The 16309-nt window shown below is 71.4% G+C and carries 14 protein-coding genes; 5 read left to right on the top strand and 9 right to left on the bottom strand.

Annotated elements, in window-relative coordinates:
* Window positions 1-197 precede the first annotated feature (197 nt).
* From ABD327_RS36195 to ABD327_RS36175, 5 genes are all read right to left on the bottom strand, one after another.
* Window positions 198-719: a hypothetical protein gene (locus tag ABD327_RS36195; RefSeq protein WP_344457974.1), complete on the bottom strand. Its 522-nt coding sequence runs from the start codon at window positions 717-719 to the stop codon at window positions 198-200.
* 530 nt (window positions 720-1249) lie between these two features.
* Window positions 1250-2659 carry an FAD-binding oxidoreductase gene (locus ABD327_RS36190; protein ID WP_344457972.1) on the bottom strand — a complete coding sequence of 470 codons (1410 nt, stop codon included), beginning with the start codon at window positions 2657-2659 and terminating at the stop codon, window positions 1250-1252.
* Between the two features lie 239 nt (window positions 2660-2898).
* On the bottom strand, window positions 2899-3834 hold the full coding sequence (locus ABD327_RS36185; RefSeq protein WP_344457970.1) for a LysR family transcriptional regulator: 936 nt from the start codon (window positions 3832-3834) through the stop codon (window positions 2899-2901).
* Between the two features lie 91 nt (window positions 3835-3925).
* A complete protein-coding gene (locus ABD327_RS36180) occupies window positions 3926-5077 on the bottom strand; it encodes an LLM class flavin-dependent oxidoreductase (protein ID WP_344457968.1) in 1152 nt (383 codons plus the stop codon).
* A gap of 31 nt (window positions 5078-5108) precedes the next feature.
* Window positions 5109-6320 carry an SfnB family sulfur acquisition oxidoreductase gene (locus tag ABD327_RS36175; protein WP_344457965.1) on the bottom strand — a complete coding sequence of 404 codons (1212 nt, stop codon included), beginning with the start codon at window positions 6318-6320 and terminating at the stop codon, window positions 5109-5111.
* Window positions 6321-6750: 430 nt separating this feature from the next.
* Here ABD327_RS36175 and ssuE point away from each other — a divergent pair, with 430 nt between their 5' ends.
* Entirely contained in the window at window positions 6751-7305 is a 555-nt protein-coding gene (ssuE, locus tag ABD327_RS36170; protein WP_344457963.1) for an NADPH-dependent FMN reductase, read from the top strand.
* Window positions 7306-7391: 86 nt separating this feature from the next.
* Here ssuE and ABD327_RS36165 read toward each other — a convergent pair whose 3' ends face one another.
* Window positions 7392-8048, bottom strand: coding sequence for a DUF305 domain-containing protein (locus tag ABD327_RS36165; protein ID WP_344457961.1), 657 nt, complete (start codon window positions 8046-8048; stop codon window positions 7392-7394).
* Window positions 8045-9526 carry an LVIVD repeat-containing protein gene (locus tag ABD327_RS36160; protein WP_344457959.1) on the bottom strand — a complete coding sequence of 494 codons (1482 nt, stop codon included), beginning with the start codon at window positions 9524-9526 and terminating at the stop codon, window positions 8045-8047. The genes ABD327_RS36165 and ABD327_RS36160 overlap by 4 nt, the downstream gene beginning before the upstream one ends.
* A gap of 204 nt (window positions 9527-9730) precedes the next feature.
* Here ABD327_RS36160 and ABD327_RS36155 point away from each other — a divergent pair, with 204 nt between their 5' ends.
* The 3 genes from ABD327_RS36155 to ABD327_RS36145 all read left to right on the top strand — a co-directional run bounded on the left by ABD327_RS36155 (window position 9731) and on the right by ABD327_RS36145 (window position 13253).
* Window positions 9731-10579, top strand: a complete 849-nt coding sequence (locus tag ABD327_RS36155; RefSeq protein WP_344457957.1) for an SMP-30/gluconolactonase/LRE family protein — start codon at window positions 9731-9733, stop codon at window positions 10577-10579.
* Window positions 10580-10710: 131 nt separating this feature from the next.
* Window positions 10711-11760 carry a glucose 1-dehydrogenase gene (locus tag ABD327_RS36150; protein ID WP_344457955.1) on the top strand — a complete coding sequence of 350 codons (1050 nt, stop codon included), beginning with the start codon at window positions 10711-10713 and terminating at the stop codon, window positions 11758-11760.
* A 56-nt stretch (window positions 11761-11816) separates the two neighbouring features.
* Window positions 11817-13253, top strand: coding sequence for a sugar porter family MFS transporter (locus ABD327_RS36145; protein WP_344457953.1), 1437 nt, complete (start codon window positions 11817-11819; stop codon window positions 13251-13253).
* A 108-nt stretch (window positions 13254-13361) separates the two neighbouring features.
* Here the strand turns inward: ABD327_RS36145 and ABD327_RS36140 are convergent, their stop codons facing one another.
* A complete protein-coding gene (locus ABD327_RS36140) occupies window positions 13362-14381 on the bottom strand; it encodes an LLM class flavin-dependent oxidoreductase (protein ID WP_344457951.1) in 1020 nt (339 codons plus the stop codon).
* 197 nt (window positions 14382-14578) lie between these two features.
* Between ABD327_RS36140 and ABD327_RS36135 the strand changes: the two genes are divergently transcribed.
* Window positions 14579-14899, top strand: coding sequence for a polysaccharide deacetylase family protein (locus ABD327_RS36135; RefSeq protein WP_344457950.1), 321 nt, complete (start codon window positions 14579-14581; stop codon window positions 14897-14899).
* A 311-nt stretch (window positions 14900-15210) separates the two neighbouring features.
* Here the strand turns inward: ABD327_RS36135 and ABD327_RS36130 are convergent, their stop codons facing one another.
* Window positions 15211-16305, bottom strand: coding sequence for a fatty acid desaturase family protein (locus ABD327_RS36130; protein ID WP_344457948.1), 1095 nt, complete (start codon window positions 16303-16305; stop codon window positions 15211-15213).
* Between the last annotated feature and the right edge of the window lie 4 nt (window positions 16306-16309).

Below are 16309 nucleotides of genomic sequence, written 5' to 3'. Positions count from 1 at the left end.
CTCGCGGCAGGGCGAAACCCGTGTCCGCCCCTATCGGGTGGGCGGCGACGGGTACGCGGGCTCGGGGACCGGCTGATGCAGGATCGGCCGGTCTCCGAAGGGGATCCTTCCGCCGGGGCCCTGCGGGACGGGATCAGTCGCGGGCGGCTGATCCCGTCGCCGGGGCGGATCGGCGGGAGCCGCAGGGCGGGTGGGAACTACAGGCCGGCGCCGGTGAACTTGTAAGCGGCGCTGACCTGGGCGGTGCCCGGGCAGAGGAAGCTGCCGGAGACCTTGCTGACGGACGCGTTGGTGAAGGTGGCCGTGGTCGAGGCCGGGCTTCCGGACTTGGCGGTGTTGGTGCCGTTGATGTTGCCGCCGTAGACGCAGGTGACGCCGAGCCACGTGGCGCTCACGCGGAAGCCGGTGAGTGAGGCGACTCCGCCGCCGTCGGTGAGCTTGCCGCCCCAGGGCAGGTTCTGGGGAGTGACCGGGATGCTGCTGCCGGCGGCGGTGCAGCCGCTGATGGTGGCCGTGGGGATGCTGAGGACGCCGGCGGCGGTGACGGAACCGGTCAGGGTGGAGCCGGTGCAGCTCGCACCACCCAGGGAGACGGTCAGCGGAGAGGTCAGGCTCGCCGAGACCGCGCCGCCCGTCCAGGCGAGGGCGGGGGCGGCCGTCACGACGACGGCGGCGGCGGAGGCAGCGGCGACGGCGACGAGCTTGGCAGTACGGGACATGAGGTTCCTCTTTCTGGACCGGGCGCACGAAGGCGCCCAGGGGTGGGAACCGGCCGGAGGCCGGTGCTGGTCCCCGCCTCGCGGCAGGGCGAAACCCGTGTCCGCCCCTATCGGGTGGGCGGCGACGGGTACGCGGGCTCGGGGACCGGCTGATGTCGGGTCAGCCGCTCCGGTCCGGAGACCGCCGGGTCTTCTGTCCTTCCTTCTAGGTGAAATGAATTCTAAAGCGAAGGTAAACAATGCTGACTGCCCCGTCAACGCCCAAGCGCTAGTTTGGTATGGCCGGATTGTGACGCGGGTCATATCTTGCGTGGATCTTGGGGAAATGCCGTCGATTCTCGGGTGACAGGGTGTGATCGTCACAGGATCCGTCGCATCCGTGTACCGAGGGTCAAAAGTGGCCATCCGTACCGCGGCCGACGGGCGGTGCGGGGCGGTTGGCCTCCGGCCGTCTCGGACGTGAAATTCATTTCACCGAAGGCCGGGTCTGAGGGGACGGTGACCGCCGTCGAGGGTTCGGACGAAACCCCCTACAGGCCGGGGTCGTCGCCGGTGACCTTGCCGGGGTTGAACAGGTCGAGGGGGTCGAGGGCCTGTTTGACGGCGCGTTGCATCGCGCGGACGCCCAAGGGGAGTTCTCGTTGCATTCCGCGGCGTTTGAGCAGGCCGACGCCGTGTTCGCCGGTGACGGTTCCGCGTAGCCCGATGGCGGCGGTGAGCAGGTCCTCGAAGGCGGCCTCGGCGGCGGTGCGGGCGGTGTCGTCACCGGGCGGGACGAGGAGCAGGGGGTGCAGGTTGCCGTCGCCGGCGTGCGCGATGGTCGCGATCCGCACGCCGTGGCGGCGGCCGATCTCCTCGATCCTGGCGAGCATCTCGGGGACCTCCGAACGCGGGACGCACAGGTCCTCGGTGATCACCGGGCCGAGCCGCTCCAGCGCCGGGTAGGCCAGCCGTCGCGCCTCGAAGAGCGCCTCGGCCTCGACCGGGTCGCCCGACAGCTCGGCCCAGTCGGCGCCCGACCGGAGGAACACCGCGCGCACCGCCTCGGCCTCCTCGTCCCCGGCCGCGCCGGGCGTGTCCACGCTGGCCAGGAGCATCGCCTCGGCGGAGGCACCGATGCCCAGGTGCCGCCAGTCCTCGACGGCCTCGAGGCAGACCCGGTCGAGCAGTTCGAGCGCCGCCGGGACCAGCCCGCACGAGGTCAGCTCGGCGACCGCCCGTCCCGCGCCGGCGAGGCCGCCGAACGCGCCGACGACGGTGCGGGGCGCCTCGGGCCGTGCGGGACGCAGCCGCAACGTCACTTCGGTGATGACCCCGAGGGTCCCCTCGGAGCCGACGAACAACCCGGTCAGGTCGTAGCCCGCGACGCCTTTCGTGGTGCGGCGGCCCAGCCTGAGCCGGGTCCCGTAGGCGCCTCCCGGCCCGCCCACCACCGCCTCGAGGCCGAGCACGTAGTCGCGGGTCACGCCGTACTTCAGGCAGCACAGTCCGCCCGCGTTGGTGGAGACGTTGCCGCCGATGGTCGACCACGGAGCGCTGGCCGGATCCGGCGGGTACCACAGCCCGTGCTCGGCGACGGCCGCCTTCAGGGCGTTGTTGACGACGCCCGGCTGAACCACCGCGAGCATGTTCTCCACGTCGATCTCGACGATGGAGTCCATCTTCGACAGGTCGAGCACCAGGCATCCGTCGACGGCGTTCGCCCCGCCCGACAGCCCGGTGCCCGCGCCCCGGGGCACCACCGGGATCCCCAGTTCGGCGCAGGCCGCGACGGCCCGCGAGACCTCCTCGCCCGACCGCGCCCGCAGGGCGGCCAGCGCGACGCCCGCCGGAGCCCACTGCGCCTGGTCGCGGCCGACGCCCGCCAGCACGTCGGGATCCGTGATGAGCCGGCTGCCGGGCAGGGCCCCGGCCAGGCCGTCGGCCAGGCGGAGAGACATGGACTACCTCGCTTCGTCAGAGGCGACGCCCACCGCCGCCGTGGAGACCCTCCCGCCGGGCCAGGGAGCCGGGGGAAGCCTCCCACGCGGGCCCCGGCCCCCTCCGCACTCGACGCGACCCGTCCGGTTGAGCGCACCTCTTGTCCGTGCCGTGCCCGGACCGTCCGCGACTCCGCACGTCGTCCGCACGGACCTCCTGTGAAGCGCGGCGTCCCCGACCCGGCCCGTGCTCCGGACCGTCAGGCCGCCGAGGTCGGGCGGGGCCGCTCGGCCGGCTCCGTGAGGGAGTCGGCCTGCCGGACGAAGAGGCGGTGCAGGTCGCGGGCCGCGCGGGAGACCGACCCGGAGCGCTGGGCCTGGACGGTGAGGAGGACGTCGGGGACGGGCTCGGACAGGGGGCGGTAGGTGATGCAGCCGGCGCGCAGGAGCGGGTCGTCCATGACGCTGAACTCGGGCAGGACGGTGACGCCCAGGCCCTCGGCGACCATGAGCTTGCCCATCTCGGCGCCGTCGGTGGAATAGGAGAAGGACGGCGGGGCGCCGCCGAGGAGGCGGTGCACGAGGCGGTGCATGATGTAGCCGGAGCGCATCATGATCACGGGGCTGCGGAGGAGGTCGGCGGCGCCGATCGCGGGGAGCGCGGCCAGCGGGTCGTCGGGGCGCAGGCACACCACGGCGGGGGCGCGCAGCAGCTCGGTGGAGGTGAAGTCCGGCGGCGGGTCGTCGCCGTCCAGGAGGTTGACCAGGCCGAGGTCGAAGCCGCCCTCCCGGATGCCCTGGTGGATCTGGGCCTGCCGGGCGCCCACCATCTCGACCTGCGTCATCGGGTGCAGGGAGCGGAACTCCCGGATGACGGGGATCACCAGCGGGACGGTGGCGGTGTTGACGGTGCCCAGCCGCACCGTGCGGCTGGTGCGGTGCTGCTCGTCGGCGGCGCGCCGCAGCCGGTCGACGGCCTCCAGCACGCCTTCCATGTACGGCAGGAGCTCACGTCCCCTGTCGCTGATCTTCGCTCCGGAGCGCCGCCGCTCCAGCAGGTCCACGCCGAGCTCGCGTTCGAGGTTGCGCACGGTCTCGCTCAGCGCGGGCTGGGACAGGTGGAGCTCCTCGGCCGCGCGCCGCAGTGAGCCGAGCCGGGTGACCGCCTGAAGGTATTCGAGCTGTTCTATCCGCACGCGAGCAGTTTAAGATAATATCGACCAAATTGATAGGAATAGCCGTGTGGCCCTGGTCTCCGCGCCGGACCACACGGCGCGCGGCGTCGGTTCAGACCGCCGAGGACGCGAACGGCACGCCCACCCCGGAGCCTCCGCCGGTCTGGAAGGGATGGCTCCACAGGCCGTCGGCGGCCAGCAGGGGCAGCACCCCCTCGCCGAACCAGTACGCCTCCTCCAGGTGCGGGTAACCCGAGAGCACGAACTCGTCGAGACCGAGCGCGTGGTACTCGCGGATCCGCTCGGCGACCTCGGCATGGCTGCCGACGAGGGCCGTGCCGGCACCGCCGCGGACCAGGCCGATGCCCGCCCACAGGTTGGGGGAGACCTCCAGCCGGTCGAGGCCCCCGCCGTGCAGGGCCAGCATCCGGCGCTGCCCCTCGGACTCGCTGCGGGCCAGCCCCGCCTGGACGGACGCGACGGTCTGCGGGTCGAAGCCGTCCAGCATCCGCTGCGCCTCGGCCCACGCCTGCTCGGAGGTGTCGCGGGTGATGACGTGCAGCCGGATGCCGAAGCGGACGGTGCGCCCCCGCCGCGCCGCCAGCTCCCGGATCCACGCGATCTTCTCGGCGACCTGCGCGGGCGGCTCGCCCCAGGTGAGGTAGACGTCGCAGTGTTCGGCGGCGACGTCGCCCGCGGCCGGGGAGGAGCCGCCGAAGTAGACCGGCGGCACCGGGTCGGGGACCCGCTCCAGCTTCGCCTTCTCCACGGCCAGGTGCTCGCCCTTGAAGTCCACCGTCTCGCCCCGCCACAACGAGCGGACGATCTCCAGGAACTCGCCGGTGCGGGCGTAGCGGGCGTCCTTGTCCAGGAAGTCCCCGTAGGCGCGCTGCTCGTGGGCCTCGCCGCCGGTGACGACGTTCAGCAGCAGCCGCCCGCCGCTGTGGCGCTGGTAGGTCGCGGCCATCTGGGCGGCCAGCGTGGGGGCGACCACGCCGGGCCGGAAGGCCACCAGGAACTTCAGCCGCTCGGTCTCCCTGGCGAGGAACGCGGTGGTCAGCCAGGCGTCCTCGCACCAGGCGCCGGTGGGGGTGAGCGCGCCGACGAAGCCGACCTGCTCGGCGGCGCGGGCGATCTGGGTGAGGTAGCCGAGGTCGGCCGGCCGCTGGCCGCCCGCCGCCCCCGCGGGGAGCCCGTGCCCCCCGCCGACGACGTGGCGGCTGTCGCCGTAGGTGGGCAGGAACCAGTGGAACTGCAGGCTCATCGTCTCTCCCGGGTGGGTGTGCGTGGCGAGGTCACAGCAGGCCGTGCCGGGGCGGGCGCGCCCCGGTGAGCACGTACCGGCCGAGGTGCTGGAGCTTCCAGCGGACCGGGTCGTGCAGGGTGTGGGTGCGGGCGTCGCGCCAGAAGCGGTGCAGGTTGAGGGAGTCGTCCGCGGCACGGGTGCCCGCCAGCTCGAAGAGCGCGCCGGAGACGTCGACGGCGGTGTTCGCCGCCTGCACCTTCGCGGCGGCCACCGCGATGGACGCCTCGGCGGCCGTGTCGTCGGTGAGGTCGGCCGTCGCGGCGTCGACGGCGTCGCCCGCCGCGGCCAGCAGCGCGTCGGCGGCCCGCAGCCGCAGCCCGAGCTCGCCGAAGTGCTGGACGAGCAGCGGGTCCTCGACGGCGCTCTCCAGACCGCTCTCGAACCAGGGACGGCTCTTGGTCCGGACGAACTCGGCGGCCTCGGCCAGCGCCGCCGAGGCGAGGCCCGCGTCGATCGCCGCGTGCAGCAGCTGCGCGACGGCCCCGTGCAGCTGCGGCCCCTGGAAGGTCAGGTGGTGGGGGACCACCCTGTCGGCCGGGACGCGGACGCCCTCCAGCCGGACGGTCCCGCTGGCGGTGGTGCGCTGGCCCATGCCGTTCCAGTCGTCCACGACCGTCACGCCCTCGGCGTCGCGCGGCACGTAGGCGACGTGCAGGGAGTCGTCCTCGACCCGGGCGAGCACGGGGATCCACTGGGCGAAGAGCGCGCCCGTCGAGTAGTGCTTGAGCCCGTCGAGCACGTAGGGGCCGTCGCCGTCCCGGGTGAGCCGGGTGCGGATGTCCTGGACGTGCCTGGTCCCGGCCTCGGACTGCGCGTTGCCGAAGCGCTTCCCCGCCAGGACCTCGCCGAAGAAGAACTTCTGCTGTTCGGGCGTGCCCTGGCGGCGCAGGACGTTGATGTAGACGAAATGGCTCTGCGGGATCTGGGCGAGGCTGGGGTCCCCGGTGGCCAGGAGCCGGACGACCTCGGCGAGGGTCCGCACCGGGACGTCGGCGCCGCCGTGCTCGGCGGGCACGGTGACGCCCAGGAGGCCGCTGGCGGACAGCCGCTCCACCTGCGCGTACGGGAGTTCGCGGCCGGCGTCCCGAGCGGAGGCCCCCACCCGGAACTCGGCGGCCAGCCGGGCGGCCGTCTCGACCGCTTCGGCGGCGTCGCGGATCACGTGCGCGGGTTCGGCGGCGGGCGGGGACGGGTCGGTCATATGGCGCTCCCGAGGTGCCTCGGCGGAGGTGCGGACGGGCGGAGGAGAACGCGTCCGGCGGTCGGTGGAAGGGGCGCCGTAACCATAACCACGAGTTTCGGCGCCGGTCGAAGAGACGTTTCCGATGCCCCGATAGGGCGTCCCTCGCACGTCCGGCAAGGCCCGGAGGGCGTCCGTCGGCCGGGTGACCTGCGGCGTCTTCAAGGTGAACCCTTGCGGGGCATCGCCGATTCATACTCGACTTTTTTAGTAGGATTAGTTTTAATCGTACTCATGAACGTACCGGGAGAAATCACCAGACGGCACCACGTCGACCTCGTGCGCGTCTCCAGAGCGGCCTGTCGCGGGGAAGCCTGAGCCTTCCCCGTGCTCGCGCCCCCGCGAGCCGCCACCGCACGCCCGCTCTCCCCCACGACCGAGGAGATCTCCCATGGCCGTCGTCCTGTCCGTGTCCGGAAGCCCCTCCGCCACCTCGCGCACCGCCCGCCTGATCCGCCGCCTGGACGCCGAGCTGGCCGCCCAGGGCCACGAGGTGATCCCGCTCGACGTCCGCACCCTGCCCGCCGAGGCCCTGCTCGGCGCCGACTTCGGACACCCGGCCATCGTCGAGGCCACCCGGCTGGTCGAGCGGGCAGACGGCCTCGTGATAGGCACGCCCATCTACAAGGCCGCCTACTCCGGGCTGCTGAAGTCCCTGCTGGACCTGCTCCCGCAGTACGCGCTGACCGGCAAGACCGTGCTGCCGCTGGCCACCGGCGGCTCCGTCGCCCACGTCCTGGCCATCGACTACGCCCTGCGCCCGGTGCTGTCGTCCATGGGCGCCACGCACATCGTCCCGGGCTGGTTCACCCTCGACACGCACCTCACCACCGCCCCCGACGGCTCCCTGGAGATCGAGCCCGGCACCCGCGAGGAGCTCCACCGCGTCCTCGACCTCTTCTCCACCGCGCTCGACCGCCGCCCCCAGCTCGCCGACATCAAGTGACGCCGGAGAACGACACGGCACATCCCCGCGACGGCGTGATCGCCTTCGTGGTCCGGAGGCGGGACTTCGGCGCGGCTCGCGGGGCGTCAGGGTCCGGTCGCGGGGAGGGGGCGGCCACCGAGGGAGGTGAGCAGGCCGGTCATCAGGGCCGTCTCCTTGCGCTGGGCGACGGACATGAGGAGGGCGAGGTCGCGCACCTGGGGGAGTGTCGCCCGGCGGGCGGCGGCGGTGGTCATGGCCAGGCCGCCCTGATGGTGCCGGATCATGAGCTGGAGGAACCAGACCTCCAGGTCCTCGCCCTCGGCCTCGCCGAGGCGCTCCAGTTCGTCGAGCGAGGCCATTCCCGGCATCACGTCACGGGTGGCGGTGCGGGCGCCGCCGTGGTCGTGGTCTTTGGGATCCATCCAGGCCATGGGGGGGTCGGAGGAGACCATGGGGGCGTCCCAAAGGGTCAGCCAGCCCTGGAGGCCGCCGATCTCCTTGAGCTGGTTGAGTTCGATCGTCCCGGCGAGTTGGGAAACCGACGGTCCCACCCGGCCGCGGACGGTCTGGGCCATCGTCACGGCCTGCTGGTGGTGGACGATCATGTCCTGGCTGAAGCCGATGTCGACGGCTCCGGCGGGGGAGGTCCGCGCGGTGCCCGGCGAGGAGCCGAGGCCCGAGAGCAGCAGCGTGGCCACCGCTCCGATCACCATGAATCCGACGGCCGAGAACACCCGTCCGGCGAGGGGGCGCGGGCTCATCGCAGGGGGAAGGTGTGCCGGGCGAAGCGCAGCAGCAGCGCGCCGTTGTCGTCGCAGGACACCCACAACCTGTCGCGGTCGAAGCGCGGCGGTGACATGCACCAGTCGGCGGTCATGTCGGGCTCGCCGGTGTACGGGGCCTGCCCGTCCGGGCCGCCGTTGAGGATGTCGGAGAAGTACGCGCCGAAGGGGACGAACGCGTGCGCGGAGTTGGCGAGCGCATGGCGCCGACCGACCTGCCCGGGCGGGTTGAAGTAAGCGAGTTCGCGGGGGCGCTTCAGGTCGCGGATGTCGAACACCCGGATCCCGGACTGCGCCCAGCCGCAGGCCAGCGCGGTGGGGTCGACGGGCCGGTCGAGGGTGCAGTAGTGCGAGTCGTAACCGAAGATGCCGTTCCTGGCGTTGTCGGCGGCCCGCAGCCTCAGGTGCTCGGGCCGGTTGACCTCCAGCCTGAGCTTCCGCACGGTCCTGGGCTTGCGCTCGTTGGAGATGTCGAGGATGCGGACCCCGCCGGAACCCAGTTCGTCGACCACGGCCAGGTAGGGCCTGCCGCGGTCGGTGAACGGGAGGGAGTGCTGGGTGGCGAGACCGTCCCGCCAGGTCGTCTCGGATATCTGGCGCAGCCGCGGATGCCGCGCTCGGCGCTGGACGTCGCTGGAGTCGAAGGTGACGATGCCCGCGGGGATGTTGGCGGCGTAGAGCCGCTTCCCGTCCGCGCTGACCCCGATGCCGTGGTTGACCAGGCTCGTCGTGCCGTTGTAGATGACCCGGGGGGACCGCGGGTTCTTCATGTCGAGGGCGGCGATGGTGCCGCCGACGGTCCCGGTCGTCCAGTAGGTGAGGCCGTCGGGCGACCAGCCCGCCTCATGGCCGGGGAACGCGCCCGGCATCGTCAGCTTCGTTCCCTTGATCCCGTTGAGCAGCCGGGGGCGGGCGCAGTCGGTCTTGACGTCGTACACCGAGACGAAGAAGCCTCCGCTCAGGGCGCCGACCGACACCGCCGCCAGCAGCCCCCGCCCTTCGTGGACCTTGAGGGTCTCCCACGTCCCGCCGAGCGTCGCGGGGCTGACGAGGGAGCCGGCCAGCCTCGGCCGGCGCGGGTCGGAGAAGTCGATGACGTTGACGCCGGGCCGCTTGGCGGTCACCGCGCCCGGCAGGATCGTCCCCAGGTACTGGCAGGTGCCGTAGGAGGCACCGACCGTGGCCTGCCCCTGGCCCTGGTATCTGCTGACCAGGTTCAGGTTGCAGGAGTAGCCCTTCTGGCTGCGCCCGCTCCTGCGGTCCCTGAGCGGGACCTGCCCCTGCAGGCCGGTCTCCGGGGACGAGCCGGGCCCGCACTCGGCCCGGGGGACCTTCGCGTCGACCGCCGGGGCCGCCGCGGCCTGCCCCGCGCCTCCGGCGGCGAGCGACAGGGTGAGCGCGGCCACGGCCGCTCCCGTGGTGAAGGACGTCTTCTTCCCGTCCGCCAGAGGTCTCATGAACGCTCCTCGATAGGAATGTTTCCCGCGAGTAACATAAGCGTTCCCTTGCATCTCGACAAGGCTTGAATTAATCAAATTCTCTTGAATGAGAATGTCGCTCTCGCCGGGGTGGGCAGGTGTCCGGTGGGCCCTGTCCCGCGGTCCGCTGATGATGACTTTCCGTGAGATTCCGGTTACTTTGGAGGGGAATCGGGAGGGCGTGTGCGGGCTGAGCAGGTCACCGATCCGGTGGCGTATCACGGCGAGGGGCCGGTCTGGTCGCCGCGCTGGGGCGGGCTGCGCTGGGTCGACATGCTGGCGGGCGACGTCCTGTCGCTCGCGGCCGACGGAACGGTCGGGCGCCGCCATGTCGGCGCCGTCGCCGCCGCGCTGCGTCCCCGGCGCGGAGGGGGCGCCGTCATCGGCGTCGAGAGGGGCTTCGTCCTGGAGGACGCCGACGGCGCGCTGGCGAGCCTGCCGGAGCTGTGGAGCGACCGGGGCGTACGGATGAACGACGGCGGCTGCGATCCGGACGGGCGCTTCTACTGCGGTTCGATGGCCTACGACAAGAGCGAGGGCGCGGGCGCGCTGTACCGCCTCGATCCGGACGGGTCCGCCGCGGTCGTCCTGGAAGGGGTGAGCATCTCCAACGGCCTGGAGTGGAGCCCCGACGGGGCCCGGGCCTACTACAACGACACGGCCACCGGGCGGGTCGCCGTCTTCGACTACACCCGCGAGTCCGGGCTGACGGGACGGAGGACGTTCGCGGAGATCTCCCCGGAAGACGGCGTGCCGGACGGCCTGACCGTCGATGCGGAGGGCGCGGTATGGGTGGCGCTCAACGGGGGCGGGCGGGTACGCCGCTACACCTCCCCCGGAGTCCCGGACGGGGTGGTCGAGCTCCCCGTCCCGGGGGTGACCGCCTGCACGTTCGGCGGTGCGCGGCTGGACGAGCTCTTCATCACCACGTCGAGAGAGGGGCTCGCTCCCGGTGAGGAGCCGCCGGCGGGCTCCCTGTTCCGGGCCGCGGTCGGTGTGAAGGGAATGCCGGCGCGCGCGTTCGCGGGTTGAACCCGCGCGTCCCCATCACGCCCGAGGGGTGCCCGCCCGCGTTTTCGTGCGATTACGGAGGGTAGCTAATTCCTGGGCGCTGAGACGAGTGACGGTGATCACAGGTCCGCGATCGGCGGGTGGATGAGGACATGAAGGCGATCATGGTGGTTCCCGGCCGCGCGGGCGACGTGCGGGTCGAGGACCTGCCCGAACCCGTTCCAGGCCCCGGCGAACTGCTGGTCCAGGGACGGCTGCTGGGGATCTGCGGGACCGACAGGGACATCGTCGAGGGGGACGACTACGGCTGGCCGCCGCCGGGCGAGGAGAGCCTGGTGATCGGCCATGAGTCGCTCGGCACCGTGCTGGAGGCGCCCCCCGGCAGCGGTTTCGCCGAGGGCGACCTGGTCGTGGGCATCGTGCGGCGCCCCGACCCCCTCCCCTGCGTCCCCTGCGCGCACGACGAGGCCGACTTCTGCCGGAACGGCGGATACACCGAGCGCGGCATCAAGGAACTGCACGGGTTCGGCGCGCAGCGCTGGACGGTCGAGGCCGACTACGCGGTCAAGATCGACCCCGCGCTCGGCGACCGCGGCGTCCTGCTGGAGCCGGCGGCCGTGCTGGCCAAGGCCTGGGAGCAGGTGGACCTCTTCTTCACCCGCTCCTCCTTCCGGCCGGAGGTGGTGCTGGTGACGGGCGCCGGCCCGATCGGGCTGTTCGCCGCGCTGATGGGCGTCCAGCGCGGCCTGCGGGTGTACGTCAGCGACATCGTCGACGACGAGCGGAAACGGGAGCTCGTCACCGATCTGGGAGCCGTCTTCCACGCGGGAGCCCTCGAGGACCTCGACGTGGCCCCGGACGTGGTGATGGAGTGCAGCGGCCACGGTCCCCTGATCTTCGAGTTGACCACGAAGACGGCGCCGGACGCGGTGATCTGCCTGCTCGGCCTCGCTTCGGGCGAGCAGGTCTTCGAGGCCGGGATCGAAGAGATCAACAGGCATCTGATCCTGGACAACACCGTGGTGTTCGGCTCGGTCAACGCCGGCCGCCACAACTTCCGGCAGGCCGCCGACGCCCTGGCCCGGACCGATCCCGACTGGCTGGAGAGGCTGATCACCAAGCGGGTCCCCATGGAGTCGTTCGCCGAGGGCCTGCGCGGCGGCGTGGGCGAGATCAAGGTCGTCGTGGACCTGCGGTCCTGACGACCGGCGCCGCGAGGATTCCACGGGACCGGAAGGCCTGTCGAAGAGGACGTGATATGCCAGATGTCTCCGGAGCCCCGGACACACCGCCGGACATTCCGGCGGAGGGAAAGCGCAAGGTCTGGTTCTGGTCGTTCCTGATCGCGGTCGGCGGCTTCCTGTTCGGCTTCGACACCGGTGTCATCTCCGGTGCGCTGCTGTTCATCAAGGTGGACTTCCGGCTGAACGCCTTCGAGCAGGGCAGCGTGGTCAGCGTGCTGGTCCTGGGGGCGATGGCGGGCGCGCTGATGGCGGGCCGGCTGGCCGATCAGATCGGGCGCAAGAGGCTCATCGGGCTGGAAGGCGTGGTGTTCCTCGTCGGGACGCTGATCGCCGTCCTCTCCACCGAGTACTGGATGCTCATGGTGGCCCGGCTGGTGCTCGGGCTGGCCGTGGGGGCGGCCTCGGCGACGGTGCCGCCCTACCTCTCGGAGATCTCCCTGAAGAGCTTCCGAGGCCGCCTGCTCTCCCTCAACCAGCTCATGATCACCGTGGGCATCCTGGTCGCCTACATGGTCAACCTGGCGTTCGCCGGGACGGAGAACTGGCGGGCGATGATCGGCATGGGGGCGATCCCCGCGCTGGTGATGATCGTCTCCTCGCTGTGGATCCTGCCGGAGTCCCCGGCGTGGCTCATGGCCCACGGCCAGGTCGACAGGGCGCACCGCTTCTTCTCCTCGCTCAGCGACGGCGCGACGGCCGACCGCATCATCGAAGCGCGCCGGGAGGAGCGCTGGGAGAAGGAGGAGGAGAAGGAGACCCGGCAGGAGCAGGCGACGCGCGCGGGGTGGCGCGTCCTGCTGACCGAAGGGGTCAGGCCGGCGCTGATCGTCGGGCTCGTGCTGGCCGCGGCCCAGCAGTTCGGCGGGATCAACACGATCATCTACTACGCGCCCACGATCATCGAGCAGACCGGGCTGACCGCCTCCAACGCGATCTTCTACTCGATCGCCATCGGGATCATCAACCTGCTGTCGGCCGTGGCGGCCGTCTGGCTGATCGAGCGGGCCGGACGGCGGGCGCTGCTGGTCTTCTCCTTCGCGGTGATGACGGTGACCATGGCACTGCTGGGGCTCTCCTTCGTCGCCCACTGGGACCCGCTGGTGTCACTGGTCTTCATGGTGCTGTACATCGCCGGTTACGGCGTCGGGGCGGGCCCGGTGTTCTGGACACTGATCGGCGAGATCTTCCCGCCGCGGGCCCGCGCGGTCGGTTCGGGCGCCTCCACGGCCACGAACTGGGTGTCGAACTTCATCGTCACCCTGGTGTTCCTCTCGGTCGTCCAGGCCATCGGGGAGGGCCAGACCTTCTGGATCTTCGCCGTCATCTCGGGGCTCGCCCTGCTGTTCTCCTCCAGGTTCGTCCCCGAGACCAGGAACCGCGATTTCCCTGTCATCGACCAGGACCTCCAGACCCGCTTCGGCCGCCGTCCTCGGGGCGCGAGGAGCGTATGAGGGAGGCGCGGCTCGCGAGGCGGGCTCGGCGCGGCTGCGCCCGGACCCGGCGCGGGACGGTCGCCGACCTGTGGCCGCCGGCGCGGCGGACCGCCGCGTCCGGCGGGTTCAGGGAGCGGGGCGCCAGCCGAGGGCCGGGCCGAGTCCGGTGGCGAGATCGGTGAGGATCTGCACGTAGTCGGCATGACCGAAGGTGAAGGGCAGGGCGAAGGCGACTTCGTCGACCTCGCAGAAGGCGGCGTGCGCGTAGAGGCGTTCGGCGAGCTCCTCGGAGGTCCCCACGAGGTCGGGGGCGAACATCATGCGGGCCGGGCCCTGCGGAGCCGCGGTGCGAGGCGTCCGCTTCAGGGCGTACTCCCGGTACCTGGCGCGCTGCTCCGGAGAGGCGGAGTCGGTCGGGATGACGACGAGGCCCTGAGAGACGCGGGCGCGGTCGCCGTCGGGATGGCGGTCGCGGAAGGCGCGGATGTGGGAGAGCTGGATATCGGCGAAGTCCTCGGACTCCTCGGCCTTCACGACGCTGCTGGTCAGGAAGTTCATCCCGTGCTCACCCGCCCACCGCGCCGAACGCAGGCTCGCGCCGCCGTACCACATGCGCCGGCCCAGCCCGGGGGAGTGCGGCTGGACCCGGTCGGAGAACACCTCGAAGCCCTCGACGCCGCTGAAATCGGTGGCGGGCTCGCCGCGCACGAAGCCGAGCAGCCGCCGCACCCGCTCGTAACCGAAGTCCTCGAGTTCGGAGGTGTCGGGGTAGAGAGCGTCCTTGACCTCGTCGTAGCGCATCGGCGGCCCGACGCTGACCCCAGGGTTGAGGCGCCCGCCGGACAGCACGTCGACCGTCGCGAGGTCCTCGGCCAGCCGCAGCGGATTCTCCCAGCCCAGGGGGATGACCGCCGTGCCCAGCTCGATGCGGCGGGTGCGCTGCGAGGCCGCGGCCAGGACCGCGACGGGCGAGGAGATCCCGTACTGCAGGTGGCGGTGCCGCACCCACGCGCTGTCGAACCCCAGCCGCTCGCCCAGCTCGATGAGCTCGAGCGTCGACTCGTGGCCCCGGCGCGGGTCTTCTCCGTCGAACAGCCCGATGGTCAGAAAACCGAGCTTGCGCAACGGCTCCGAAGTCTGCGGCACGGAATCCCCCTTGTACGCGGCTGCCCGCAGGATACCCCTCCGGGAAATATCCGTTTTCTCTCCAGGGTTTCCGATCCCGCCCGGAGACGTTCCGTCATCCGGGCCGGAAGAACGTTCGGCGCGCCTCCCGAAGGGGTCGCGCCGAACCGTGCGCCAACGGCTACGTCGCGATCACGTTCGACGACGGCCCCACCGAGATGACCCCCGACTACGGCCGCACCAATGCCTCCGTCCGCCAGGACGCGACGACGCTCGGCATGACCGAGGTCCTGTGGACCGCCGACTCGTTCGACTACGACGGAGCGACGACCCGGCAGATCGTCGACAATGCGCTGGAGGTGGAGCCGGGCGGCATCATCCTGCTGCACGAGGGCTACGCGACCACGCTGGCGGCGATCCCGCAGATCGTGAACGGCCTCGCCGACCAGGGCCTGTGCGCGGGCAAGGTCGTGCCGACGGAGACTCCGGTGGAGGTATGGCCCGGGACCTCTCACTACGCGGAGGCCGCGCACTGGTAGGGGGTCCGCGGGAACCGGGGACCGGCTGATGTCGGGTCAGCCGGTCCCCGGAGGTCTGCGGGTCCAGTGACCCTGTTCACAGTGAAGTGAATTCTAGAAATGAACGTAACAGTCTCAGCCGACCGGTCAACACCCCAGGTGTCGCTCGGTATGGCCGGATCGTGACGTCGGTGATGTGGTGTACGAATCCGTTGTGAGAGGTTCTCGCCGCCACTTGTAAGAGCGTGACCGAGGCGGGTGCCACCGGATCGGCGGAACGCGGTCCTGAGTCGGCCAGGCCCGTCAGGGCGACCGTTCCCGGGGACGCCCGGTCACCCGACCTCCCGAAGCCGTGCCGTCGGGAGGTCGCGCTCCTCAGGACGGGAGGGGCCCGGCAGCGCCAGCCGCATGATGCGCTTCCAGACCGAACCCGTCTGCCGTGCCAGAGAACCGGAGTTGTAGGGCAGCCCGAAACGCTCGCAGAGGGCGCGGACGCGGGGCGCGATCTCCGCGTACCGGTTGCTCGGCAGGTCGGGGAAGAGGTGGTGTTCGATCTGATGGCTCAGATTGCCGCTCATGAGATGCAGGAGGGGGCCTCCGTCGATGTTGCACGAGCCGAGCAGCTGGCGGACGTACCACTCGCCCCGCGTCTCGCCCTCGGTCTGCTCCTCGGTGAAGAACGCGGCGTCCTCGGGGAAGTGCCCGCAGAAGATGATGGTGTGTCCCCACACGTTGCGGACGAGGTTCGCGGTGAAGTTGCCGAGCAGGGTCGGCAGGAGGCACGGGCCCGTCAGCAGCGGGAACGCCACGTAGTCCTTGACGACCTGGCGTCGTACCTTGCCGGCGATGGCGCGCAGCTGCTCCAGGGCCTCCTTCGGGTCCTTCCCGCCCTTCGGCAGGCGTTCGAGCTCCACGTCGTAGACGGCGATGCCGTATTCGAAGAACAGCGCGAGCAGCACGTTGTAGAACGGCTGGGCGAGGTGGACCGGATGCCAGGGCTGCTCCGGGCTGACGCGCATGGCCGAATAGCCGATGTCGCGGTCCTTGCCGAGCACGTTCGTCCAGGTGTGGTGGACGAAGTTGTGCGAGTGCTTCCACTGCTCGGAGGGCGAGGCGTTGTCCCACTCCCAGGCCGCCGAATGGATCTTCGGGTCGCGCATCCAGTCCCACTGGCCGTGCATGACGTTGTGCCCGATCTCCATGTTCTCCAGGATCTTCGCGGTGGCCAGCGCCGCGGTCCCGGCGGCCCAGGCGGGCGGCAGCCAGGAGGCGAAGAGCAGGGCGCGGCCGGTCAGTTCCAGCTTGCGCTGCAGCGCGATGACACCGCGGATGTACCTCGCGTCGTCCTCTCCCAGGGTCGCGAGCACTTCGTCCCGGATCCGGTCCATCGCGCGGCCGAACGCCTCGACGTCGACGGTGGTCGGCATGTGG

It is taken from the genome of Actinocorallia aurantiaca (genome assembly GCF_039533685.1).
Classification (GTDB): Bacteria; Actinomycetota; Actinomycetes; order Streptosporangiales; family Streptosporangiaceae; genus Actinocorallia; species Actinocorallia aurantiaca.
The sequence above is the reverse complement of the archived record's forward strand: the minus strand, read 5'-3'. Positions and strand labels throughout refer to the sequence as shown.

What these genes read in the sequence shown, in the direction of transcription:
- ABD327_RS36195 (WP_344457974.1), bottom strand. Translation starts at nt 719, where the DNA reads ATGTCCCGTACTGCCAAGCTCGTCGCCGTCGCCGCTGCCTCCGCCGCC.
- ABD327_RS36190 (WP_344457972.1), bottom strand. Translation starts at nt 2,659, where the DNA reads ATGTCTCTCCGCCTGGCCGACGGCCTGGCCGGGGCCCTGCCCGGCAGC.
- ABD327_RS36180 (WP_344457968.1), bottom strand. Translation starts at nt 5,077, where the DNA reads ATGAGCCTGCAGTTCCACTGGTTCCTGCCCACCTACGGCGACAGCCGC.
- ABD327_RS36175 (WP_344457965.1), bottom strand. Translation starts at nt 6,320, where the DNA reads ATGACCGACCCGTCCCCGCCCGCCGCCGAACCCGCGCACGTGATCCGC.
- ssuE (WP_344457963.1), top strand. Translation starts at nt 6,751, where the DNA reads ATGGCCGTCGTCCTGTCCGTGTCCGGAAGCCCCTCCGCCACCTCGCGC.
- ABD327_RS36165 (WP_344457961.1), bottom strand. Translation starts at nt 8,048, where the DNA reads ATGAGCCCGCGCCCCCTCGCCGGACGGGTGTTCTCGGCCGTCGGATTC.
- ABD327_RS36160 (WP_344457959.1), bottom strand. Translation starts at nt 9,526, where the DNA reads ATGAGACCTCTGGCGGACGGGAAGAAGACGTCCTTCACCACGGGAGCG.
- ABD327_RS36150 (WP_344457955.1), top strand. Translation starts at nt 10,711, where the DNA reads ATGAAGGCGATCATGGTGGTTCCCGGCCGCGCGGGCGACGTGCGGGTC.
- ABD327_RS36145 (WP_344457953.1), top strand. Translation starts at nt 11,817, where the DNA reads ATGCCAGATGTCTCCGGAGCCCCGGACACACCGCCGGACATTCCGGCG.
- ABD327_RS36135 (WP_344457950.1), top strand. Translation starts at nt 14,579, where the DNA reads ATGACCCCCGACTACGGCCGCACCAATGCCTCCGTCCGCCAGGACGCG.
- ABD327_RS36130 (WP_344457948.1), bottom strand. Translation starts at nt 16,305, where the DNA reads ATGCCGACCACCGTCGACGTCGAGGCGTTCGGCCGCGCGATGGACCGG.